8 protein-coding genes and 1 pseudogene are annotated in these 10531 nt (G+C 49.0%); all 9 read left to right on the top strand.

Going from position 1 to position 10531, the window contains the following annotated elements; genetic code table 11:
* Positions 1-304 (top strand): annotated as a pseudogene (locus Q0Z94_RS09920) (hypothetical protein); the annotation flags it as partial.
* 106 nt (positions 305-410) lie between these two features.
* On the top strand, positions 411-1355 hold the full coding sequence (locus Q0Z94_RS09915; RefSeq protein WP_298069281.1) for a GDP-mannose 4,6-dehydratase: 945 nt from the start codon (positions 411-413) through the stop codon (positions 1353-1355).
* Between the two features lie 3 nt (positions 1356-1358).
* Positions 1359-3536: a CDP-glycerol glycerophosphotransferase family protein gene (locus Q0Z94_RS09910; RefSeq protein WP_298069279.1), complete on the top strand. Its 2178-nt coding sequence runs from the start codon at positions 1359-1361 to the stop codon at positions 3534-3536.
* Between the two features lies 1 nt (position 3537).
* Entirely contained in the window at positions 3538-6009 is a 2472-nt protein-coding gene (locus Q0Z94_RS09905; RefSeq protein ID WP_298069277.1) for a glycosyltransferase family 1 protein, read from the top strand.
* 27 nt (positions 6010-6036) lie between these two features.
* Positions 6037-7065 (top strand): GDP-mannose 4,6-dehydratase, encoded by a 1029-nt coding sequence (locus Q0Z94_RS09900; RefSeq protein ID WP_298069275.1) that lies wholly within the window; start codon positions 6037-6039, stop codon positions 7063-7065.
* Between the two features lie 18 nt (positions 7066-7083).
* Positions 7084-7659, top strand: a complete 576-nt coding sequence (locus Q0Z94_RS09895; protein WP_298069273.1) for a D-sedoheptulose 7-phosphate isomerase — start codon at positions 7084-7086, stop codon at positions 7657-7659.
* Positions 7660-7668: 9 nt separating this feature from the next.
* Positions 7669-8742 carry a kinase gene (locus Q0Z94_RS09890; RefSeq protein WP_298069271.1) on the top strand — a complete coding sequence of 358 codons (1074 nt, stop codon included), beginning with the start codon at positions 7669-7671 and terminating at the stop codon, positions 8740-8742.
* Entirely contained in the window at positions 8739-9428 is a 690-nt protein-coding gene (locus Q0Z94_RS09885; protein ID WP_298069269.1) for a sugar phosphate nucleotidyltransferase, read from the top strand. The genes Q0Z94_RS09890 and Q0Z94_RS09885 overlap by 4 nt, the downstream gene beginning before the upstream one ends.
* A gap of 98 nt (positions 9429-9526) precedes the next feature.
* Positions 9527-10531 (top strand): hypothetical protein (locus Q0Z94_RS09880; protein ID WP_298069267.1); only part of this gene is annotated, 1005 nt, incomplete at its 3' end.

Genomic DNA, 10531 nt, shown 5'->3' with positions numbered 1-10531 from the left:
CTTTACCGGACGGCGGCGGCTGATCCCGCTGAACAACGAAGCCCAGAAGTTTATTGCGAAGCTGCCGCGGCACAAGGGCGTGCCGTGGCTGTTCGCAACAGGCAGCGGAACACGCCTCACCTATATCACCCGCGACTGGTATCAGATACGCGAAGAATTTGGGCATCCCGAACTTCGCCTTCAGGATCTGCGCCATTCCTTTGCGAACTTTCTAATGGTCCTGGGCGTCGATCGGCAGGGACTGCACACGCTCCTCGGTCACTACAAACCGGAGGCTCTGAAGCTGACGCGTTCATGGCAGTAAAGAATCAATACAAATTCTCCATGCTGAACTGCTCGACCTTCCGGAATGGGGCAAAAAGTAATGCCATTAAAAACGCAAGTTGTAATGGGGTAAACGGGAAAGAAAAATGAGAAATTATCTTGTAACAGGAATAGGCGGTTTTGTAGGTCGATACTTCTGGGAATACCTGGTGGAACACGAACGGGATTTCAGGGTGCTCGGCATTGATATGCTGCCGGAGGCATCGTGGAAACATCCGGCATTCTACTACCGACAGCTTAATCTGATGAATGAAAAGGTTGTGCGTGAGACCATTTCCGAGTTTCAGCCAGACTATATCGTGCATCTGGCCGCCATCAGTTCTGTTGCGCAAAGCTGGAAGATGCCGAGAAACTGCTTTATTAACAATTCCACGATCTTCCTCAACCTTGTTGAAGAAGTGCGCCTGACCTGCCCTGCTGCACGTATGCTTTCCGTAGGTTCATCCGAAGAATACGGCAGTTACCCGGTCGAACTCATGCCGCTCCAAGAAAACTATACGCTGAAACCTTGCAATCCCTATGCCGCAGCGCGCACTGCACAGGAAACATTGTCTCAAATCTACGCCGACAGCTACGGCCTGAAAATCATGCTGACGCGTTCGTTCAGCCATACAGGACCGCGTCAGCGCGATACGTTCGTCATCCCGTCCTTCGTGAAGCAGCTTGTGAACATCAAAAAGAACGGCGGCAAGGGAAGCCTTCGCACGGGCAATCTCGATGTTGTACGAGACTTTCTTGACGTGCGGGACGTAGTGGATGCCTACTGGCGCATTCTCACTCAAGGCAGGCCTGGCGAAGTGTACAACGTCTGTTCAGGTAAAGGTGTACGCCTGCAGGAGGTCATCACGACAACGGCGGAGCTCTTGGGTATAGAGCCTGCCATCGAGACCGATCCCGCACTGATACGCTCGGCGGACACTGCCGTCATCATTGGAGACAATAGCAAACTCCGTGAAACCCTGGGCTGGACACAAGTCTTTAGTCTGGAACAAACACTGAAAGATATGATTCTATCTTATTCGGAGGAATAAACCTTGAACAAACAGAAAAAATTTTTTCTTCAAACGAAAAGCTTCGGATACAGGTTTTTATCTCATTTTCTTCCTGAAGAGAAAAAAATCAAGTTCAGAATACTTTCAGAGATTCTTGATCGGCAAATTTCTAGGCCCAGACCCAAGGGGTATAATGAATTATGCGCAGCCGTTGCGTCGAAAAAATATAAGAGAAACGTTTTTCTCCTGATGGATAATATACGAAACAAAGACGCAGAATTGGTAGATAACTATTCTCTTTTTGAATATTTGCAATCCAAACCTGAATATCAGGATACTTCATATTATCTGATGAACATTGCTTCTCCTCAGCTGAATGAGATAAAAGAGAAATATAGCGAACATATCATTGAATACAAACACGGTGAATTTTCGCAAGAATTTATCGATGTTCTTTATAGAACCAAATTCTGGCTGGATTCCTTTCAAGTGATTAATTACATGGGCATAAGTGACGTCGTTTTTAAAAGTGACATTATAACTGTCTATACGCAGCACGGGATTAACTTTTTTAAACCTGGATATTTGGGGGCTAAAGATATTTCAAATTCCGTTTTTAAAAAGATTATCTTTTCCAATTCTTCAGAAAGAGAACTCTTTAAAAAATATTATTCCTACCATGATAAGGATACGATACTTGCCGGTCTTTCTCGCTATGATAGTATGAAAGAACATCCAGAAAAAATAATTCTACTCTATTTTACAACTAGAGATTATTTTTCAATTCTTAAAGATAAAGAACACTCAGATTATGTAGTAAATATTGAAAAACTCATATGCAGCAATAAACTGCAAGAAATTGCTGTCAACTATGGCCTGCAAATTTATGTAGCAGTTCATCATACTATAAGTAATTGTATATATTTAAAATCTGATTTCATACACTTTTTAGAAGATAAAGATATTGGACATATAAAAAATTCAGCATCCATGCTTGTTACTGACTGCTCGTCCATGTGTTTCGATTTCCTGTATAAGAATAGGCCAGTCATCTTTTACCATATTGATGCCTTTTCTAAAGATGTATTTTTAAGAAAGAATTCTGAAAGTAATAACATGTTTGTCGAGAGCAAAAATAAAGAACTTTTCAATATTTTTTATGATTCTGAAAACGTCATTGAAAAAATACGCAGTTATGCAGAAAATAATTTTACTCTTGAATCAGAATATAAAAAAATCAGTGATCGCTTTTTCTGTTGCCGGTCCGACATCCGAAAAACAATCATTCAAAAGCTGATTACAGAACACACGGTTGTTTTCAATCAAGAAGGCTACAAAGAGGGCAACGATTATTTTCCCGAGCTGACGCTGCCCTATACAGGCGTTTTTACAGAGGAGACACCGTTCTGCGTTTCAGGATTGTCGAACAGGGAAATGCATGCCCGTCATACAGATGGCAAGCATGTCTATTTCAATTTCAGAGTTCCGACAACGCAGCATATCAGGCTGACGCTTGCGTTTCGACCTGTATTTACCCGCACCTTCATAGAGCTTTGCGCAAATGGAAAAAAGCTGGATCAATGGTACCTTACGTCAAGAGATGAAACTTCTCTTGCCGTTGATATCAATAAAGCGCTCTTTCAGGATGGAAAGCTGACCATCTCCCTGTTCCTCCCCGGAGCGGCTCCTATTGGCCATGACAGACGAGAACTGGCTCTATACTTAAGAAAACTGACTCTGGAAACATGCTTCACGTGTACGCCCACTTCCCATCCAAAAGCCAAAAAAACTGACAACAGCATTTCAGCCTCCACCTTTTATCGAGCGTTCAGATACCGGCTGCTTTCTCATGTGATGCCAGGGAAAAGAAGAAGTGCCTATAAAAAGAAAAGCGCTCTATTTAAGGTCAAGTTTGCGCAGGGAGCAAAAGAAACTATCTATATTTTTGGAATTAATCTCTTATCAAAACTTACTTTAAAAGATTGGAACTGTTATTATATTGTTCATATTCCGTGTCTAACGAAGCATTTTTCCGCAGATAAATTTACTTTTAGCCTTTTTGGAATTGAAATTTATAAAAAAAAGCTTATCGCAGCATTGCCCCCAGCACGATCATCTCCGCCTATCATAAAAAAAATAAAATTAACGGATTTATCGAACAAGGAAAAAGAAGTGTACCGACTTCTAACTCGGATAAACAAGTTCAAAATGGATAATTAATATGCGAATTTGCATAGATATGCAGGGAATGCAGACAGGATCGCGTTTTTCAGGCGTGGGGCGCTATATTCGCAACCTCGTAACAGCAATTCTCAAAAATAAGGGAGAACATGAAATATTTCTTGTTATCAATGGTAACAGAAAAACCGGTACGGCATATATTCAGCAGGTATTTAGTCCATGGCTTGATGACGAACACTTTATTAAGTGGTATTCACCCACTCCTCTTGCTTTTCAGGCGCCTGACAGTAAAATTCCACGTCATGACGCATCTATCATTTATCAACATGCAATTTTAAAGTGTCATCCCGATTTATTTATTGCTCTTTCGGCTGTATCATGGCCGAACGAGGAATTTTATTTATCCATTGATTTGTTAAAAAATTACTGTAAAACTGCTTGTTTTGTTCACGACTTTATTCCTGATGAATTCCCTGAAATATATTTATCTACAAAAATTCTGAACGAATATTATTCTGAAAGAGTAAAAGCTATGAATGCTTTTGACATTTTTTTAACATCTACAAACTATATAAAAGATGAAATAAAGATGCGCTTTCCAGGAAAACCAGTTCTTATTATGCCAGCAGCCATTGAGGACAATTTTAAACCTTCCGTGAAATCTGGCAAAGAATTAAACGATTTTTTGTCAACTTATGGAATTTTCCGACCTTTTATTTTTTATTCAGGTGGATCTGACTTTAGAAAAAATGTCAAATCACTCCTTGAAGCATACACTTTACTTCCAATCCATATCCGTTCTTCATACCAGATAGTTATCGCCTGCGGCAAAAACGAATCTGGTTACCAGGCACTGAAACAGCAAATGAACCAACTTGAACTCAGCGATAAAGAATGTATTTTGTTGAAGTATATTCCAGATGAAGATCTTATCGCTCTTTATTCTCACTGTTATATTTTTGTATTTCCATCCTTAAGTGAAGGTTTCGGTATGACCGTATTAGAGGCGATGAGCTGCGGAGCAGCTGCTATCGGCTCCAACCGGAGCTCTGTGCCGGAAGTCCTGGGCTATTACCAGGAGGCCCTGTTTGACCCCACCTCCGTAAAAAGTATCAGCCAAGTCATGGAAAAATATCTTGCCAATTCTGCCGCGCAGGAAATGCTTCGCGCATATTGCAGGCAGCGAGCACAAGATTTTTCATGGGACGTCACCGTTCGAACCTTACTTGATTTTGATTATGGTATTCTTCCGTGCAAGGAAATTGTTGAAGAACGCTCTCCTGACGCTTTTATTCAATGCTGTGCTGAAAAAATTCTTGAACAGCCTCATACTGATGAACAACTTATGAAGCTTTCCAGAAAGTTGGTTTCTACCTTCTTTCCATACAGAAAAAAAATTTATTTTGATATAACAGAATTAAATATCAAGGATATTAACACTTGCATACAGCGAGCAGAGAAAAACATACTCCATCATTTTATGGCAATGTCATGTAAAAAATTTGAAACTCATCCCATTTATTTCGATGGACATACCTATAGAATAGCTAACGGATATCTGAAAAAAACAGGAACGTGTGTATCCAATGAAGACAATTATGTTATAGAATTTTTACCTGGGGATATTCTGATCACTCTGGAAGTACGCATACACTCAAATTCAAAACTACTTAATGACTTAATGTTTTGTGGAACTTATGTATACGGGATACTTTATGATTTACTTCCTGTTCACCATCCACAATGGTTTGATGACGATATTTTAAGAAAATTTAACAACTATCTTCAGATACTTTCCACTTTTAACGGCATTATAGCAGATTCAAAAACTACGGCTGAAAATTACCGCCATTGGAGAAGTACCCATAGCGCTGATTCCAGCAAGCCGTTCCTCATCGACTGGTTTCATCCAGGCTGCGATTTCAACACGGTATATGCGACCACAGGTCTTCCCAGCGGTGCGGAATCCGTGCTTTCCGCCATGACGTCTCGCCCTTCCTTTCTGGAAGTCAGTACCGTTGAACCGCGCAAGGGCTACGGGCAGGCGCTGGCTGCGTTTGAGCGTCTTTGGGCAAAGGGCATAGACGTCAACTTCGTCATTGTGGGGAAAAAAGGCTGGAAAATCGAGAACCTGGCCAGAAAAATCGACAAGCATCCTGAAAACGGCAAGCGACTGTTCTGGCTCAAGGGGATCAGCGATGAATTTCTGGACAAGGTGTACGCGGCCGCTTCCTGCATACTCTTCCCTTCCGAAGCGGAAGGCTTCGGCCTGGCCGTTGTCGAGGGGGCACGGCATGGGAAACCGCTCATCCTGCGCGACCTGCCGGTATTTCGGGAAATTGCCGGAGATCATGCCTCGTATTTCAGCGGTCTTGACCCCCAGTCTTTGGCCGTCTGCATTGAAACATGGCTGGAAGACCTGAAAAACGGTCGTGTGATATCCTCGTCCGGCATCAAGCTCCTTACCTGGGAAGAAAGCGCCAGAATGCTGCTTTCAAAACTCCCTCTGTAAGGAAAAACTCCATAAAGAGGTTCAGGCATGAGTAAGACAGCATTGATCACGGGCATCACCGGCATGGTGGGTTCGCATCTGGCGGATCTTTTGATCAGGGAAACGGACTGGGAGATCTGCGGTCTGTGCAGATGGCGCAGCCCGCTGGACAATATCGAACACCTTATCGATGACATCAACAACAAGAGGCGCGTGCGTCTGGTGTACGGCGACCTTCGCGATGCCGTTTCCATTGACAACGCGGTACGCAGCGCGGCGCCGGATTATGTGTTCCACCTGGCGGCGCAGAGCTATCCCAAGACCAGCTTTGAGGCTCCACTGGACACGCTGGACACCAACATCGAGGGCACTGCCCGCGTGCTGGAGGCTCTGCGCAGGCACGCGCCTGAGGCCGTCATCCATGTGTGTGCGTCCTCGGAAGTGTTTGGCCGCGTCAAGCAGGAAAAGCTGAAGGAAATGGGCGGCGTCATCAATGAGGAATGCACGTTCCACCCCGCCTCTCCCTACGCCATTTCCAAGGTCGGCACGGATCTGCTGGGACGTTACTACGCGGAAGCCTACGGCATGACGGTCATGACCACCAGAATGTTCACGCACACCGGCCCCCGCCGCGGTGATGTGTTTGCGGAAAGTACCTTTGCCAAGCAGATCGCCATGATCGAGGCTGGGCTTATCCCGCCGGTGCTCAAGGTGGGCAATCTTCACTCCCTGCGCACCTTTGCCGATGTACGGGACGCCGTGCGGGCCTACTACATGATGGTCACGATCAACCCCGTGCCCGGGGAATACTACAACATCGGCGGCCAGTATACCTGTACGGTGGGCGAAATGCTGGACTTCCTGCTCTCCCTGTCGCCCATGAAGGACAGGATCAGCGTGGAGGTCGACCCCGAAAGGCTGCGGCCCATCGATGCCGACCTCCAGATCCCGGACACGTCCAAGTTCACGACGCACACGGGCTGGAAGCCGCAGATCCCCTTTGAACAGACCATGACCGACCTGCTCAATTACTGGCGTTCCCGCATAGAACGCGGCGGAAAATTTCTTCAACGTTGAGCCGGAGCGAGGACTGTAATGCTGGATCAGATAAAACAAAGCATGGAAGGCACGGCGGAAAATTTTCTGCGTCTCCGGGAAAAGGCTCCCGTGGTGGAAGCCATAGCGCGAGCCTGGACGGAAGCCCTCAAGCGTGGGAACAAGATTCTGTTCTGCGGCAACGGCGGTTCAGCTGCCGATTCTCAGCATCTGGCCGCGGAACTGCTCGGCCGCTACCGGTTTGACCGCGATCCCCTGCCGGCAGAGAGTCTCACCACGGACACGTCAGCACTTACCGCCATTGGCAACGATTACGGCTACGAGAACGTGTTCTCCCGTCAGCTCCGCGGCGTAGGGAAAAAGGGCGATGTGCTGGTGGGCATTTCCACATCTGGCAATTCCCGCAATGTAGTGGAGGCCTTTGCCGCGGCGCGGAAGATGGGCATCCTCACCGTGGCCTTCACCGGGCAGGGTGGCGGCCGCCTCAGGGACTGCGCTGACCTCTGCCTCGACGTGCCCGCCACGGCCACGAACAGCATTCAGGAAATGCACATCGCCTGCGGGCATATCATCTGCGGCATTGTGGAAGCGGCCATGTTTCCGGGCAGGAACTGAGGAGAACCGATGATCATCACCCGCACGCCGTACCGCATTTCCTTTTTCGGCGGAGGAACCGACTATCACGCCTGGTACGAGGAACACGGAGGAGACATACTCTCCACCACCATCAATCACTACAACTATATCAGCTGCCGCTATCTTCCCCCGTTCAATCCGGAGTACCAAAATCGCATTGCGTGGAAGATTCTGGAATACCCAAACACGGTTGAGGAGATACAGCACAACGCCATACGGGCGGTTCTCCAGCATTACGGCATGACGCGGGGCGTGGAGATCAGCAATCAGTGCGATCTGCCCGCGCGGTCAGGGCTGGGGTCCAGTTCTTCCTTCTGCGCCGGGCTTATCAAGGCCGTCTACGCGCTCAAGGGAGAAATGATTTCCAAGTATGCACTGGCGCGGGAGACCATTCACCTGGAACGGGAAATTCTGAAGGAAAACGGCGGGATTCAGGATCAGATCGCCACCGTGTACGGCGGCCTGAACCACATCCACATCAACGCCAATGGTTCGTTTTCCGTGGACCCCCTTATTCTCCATGAAGAACGGCGAGCGGCTCTCAACAGCAGTCTGCTGCTGTTCTTTACCGGTATATCGCGCACGTCCTCGGAAATTGCGGAAAAACAGGCAAAAAGCACCGGGGAGAAGACGAAGCAGCTCGGGCGCATGCAGGAACTGGTGGCCGAGGCCTCCCATATCCTGACCGACAGTTCCACCGATCTCGACGATTTCGGAAGGATGCTGCACGAGACGTGGACGCTTAAGCGTTCTCTCACCGACAGAATCTCGAACAGTCTCATAGACGACATCTACCAGGCTGCGCTGGACAGCGGAGCGCTTGGCGGCAAGCTCCTCGGCGCAGGCGGCGGAGGCTTTATCCTGTTCTACGTGCCGGAGGAGCACCGCAGAGACGTAAAAAAGGCGCTGCGCAACCTTATCCATGTTCCGTTCAAATTCGACGATCAGGGCTGCCAGATCGTGATGTACGCGCCCAAGGACTATCCGCAGTCCGTGTACGAGAAGCGCGACTTCATCCACCTCCAGCAAGGCAGTCCTGAGGGTATACGGCTGAAGCCATGAAGACAGTTGTTCTGGCGGGCGGGCTGGGTACGCGGCTGCGGCAGGCAGTGCGAGATGTGCCAAAACCCATGGCGGACATCGGCGGCACGCCGTTTCTCGCGCTGCTTCTGGAGAATCTACGCGCCTACGGCGCCGACACCTTCATCCTGTGCGTCTCGCATCTGCGGCACGTCATACGGGAATATTTCGGGGAGTCATTCCACGGCGTGCCCGTGCGCTATTCCGAGGAAGAAACGCCCCTGGGCACGGGCGGAGCCGTGAAGCAGGCTCTGAGACAGTTCGGGCTTGACGAGGCGCTGGTGGTCAATGGCGATACCTTTGTGCAGGCCCGCTACGACCGCTTCTGGGCAGACTGCGCGGGCGAGCCGCTCGCGGTGTTGCTCAAGGCCGTGGACGATGCCGGACGCTACGGCAGCGTGGAGACGCGCGGCGGCCGCATCGTGGCCTTTCGGGAAAAATCCGAAACAGGCGCCGGACTCGTCAACGCTGGTGTATATCGCGTGCAGGCAGGCTTGTTCCGTGATATGCCGCGCCGCTTTTCCCTGGAAAAGGATCTGCTGGAACCAAAGATTGCCGAACTCTGCCCGCGCTGCTTCCTGGCGGAAGATTACTTCATCGACATCGGTGTGCCCGAAAGCTACGCGCGTGCCTGCCGTGAACTTCCGGAAAGGGTGCGGCAGAATTAATCAACAGGCATTCTCCTGCCCTGGGAAAAGCTCTAAAGGCTGCTGTCCAGGTTTGTCCTATGGCGGTACTCAATTGCAAACCGAATGAGGAAGCTCGCATGTATCCATTCTGGAAAAATTTTCTGCTTTTTTGTCTTTCGCGCCGCAGAACTTCCGACACAACTGTGACGGTACCAAGGAAGGACGACTTTTCCCGTGCCTCGGTCAGAGACTGGTATGTTGCCGGACTTCGTGTCCTTCGGATACGAAAACTTCCCCATCGTTCCCGTGTGGAGATCTGCGGCCTGCCGCTGCTGCAGATCCGGCGGTCTGCCTGCAAAACACGCTATTGCTGTGGAAAGATTGAACTGCTGAAGCTCAGGGTGTCCGGTCTCCCGGAGGAAAACGCTGGTAGTCTGCTTTTCCTGCCCGGCGAACGTCCTGGCAAGCGGCGTCTGTTCTGGAATATTGGTTCACTGGCGTTTCACGATGAGCCAGCGGGCATTCCCCGAGTCACCCGCAGTCTTCTTCTCAGTATGAGGTCGATGCCGTCTTTTGGATACGGTGTCTATCCTGTCTATACCACGGGGGATAGGGCAGGCTATGTCCACGCACGGAGTTTTCTCCGACGGATGGAAGGCGTATGTGGAAATGAAGCCCTGGACGCACCTGTCATCTTTCAGGATGGCGACGTTCTTCTGAATCCCATTCCCGATGTGCGGGAGGTGGAGACGCATTTTCATGCGCTGAAGACGCTGCAGAACATGGGCGTCGCCGTTCTGTTTCTCGTTCATGATCTCATTCCTCTTCAGCGTCCGGACTTTTTTCCCGACGTTTTACCGGAAGAATTTACCAGATGGCTGCCCCTGATTTCCCGCTTCGATGGTGTACTGACGCCATCCGAGACCGTGGCCGAGGAGTATCGGGCATGGCGGAAGGAGAACGTCAAGGACGAGGCTCCGTTTTTTGTGAACTGGTTCCACCTCGGCTGCGACATTGAAAGCGTCTCTGCAAGCCGGGGACTGCCCGATTCCGCCGAGGCCGTGCTTTCCGCCATGAAGTCCCGCCCCTCCTTTCTGGAGGTCAGCACCATTGAGCCGCGCAAGGGCTACGGGCAGGCACTG

The sequence above is a fragment of the uncultured Mailhella sp. genome (genome assembly GCF_947631555.1).
Classification (GTDB): domain Bacteria; phylum Desulfobacterota; class Desulfovibrionia; order Desulfovibrionales; family Desulfovibrionaceae; genus Mailhella.
The sequence above is the reverse complement of the archived record's forward strand: the minus strand, read 5'-3'. Positions and strand labels throughout refer to the sequence as shown.

Coding starts and splice junctions, on each gene's coding strand:
- Q0Z94_RS09890 (WP_298069271.1), top strand. CDS start 7,669: ATGATCATCACCCGCACGCCGTACCGCATTTCCTTTTTCGGCGGAGGA.
- Q0Z94_RS09915 (WP_298069281.1), top strand. CDS start 411: ATGAGAAATTATCTTGTAACAGGAATAGGCGGTTTTGTAGGTCGATAC.
- Q0Z94_RS09905 (WP_298069277.1), top strand. CDS start 3,538: ATGCGAATTTGCATAGATATGCAGGGAATGCAGACAGGATCGCGTTTT.
- Q0Z94_RS09895 (WP_298069273.1), top strand. CDS start 7,084: ATGCTGGATCAGATAAAACAAAGCATGGAAGGCACGGCGGAAAATTTT.
- Q0Z94_RS09885 (WP_298069269.1), top strand. CDS start 8,739: ATGAAGACAGTTGTTCTGGCGGGCGGGCTGGGTACGCGGCTGCGGCAG.
- Q0Z94_RS09900 (WP_298069275.1), top strand. CDS start 6,037: ATGAGTAAGACAGCATTGATCACGGGCATCACCGGCATGGTGGGTTCG.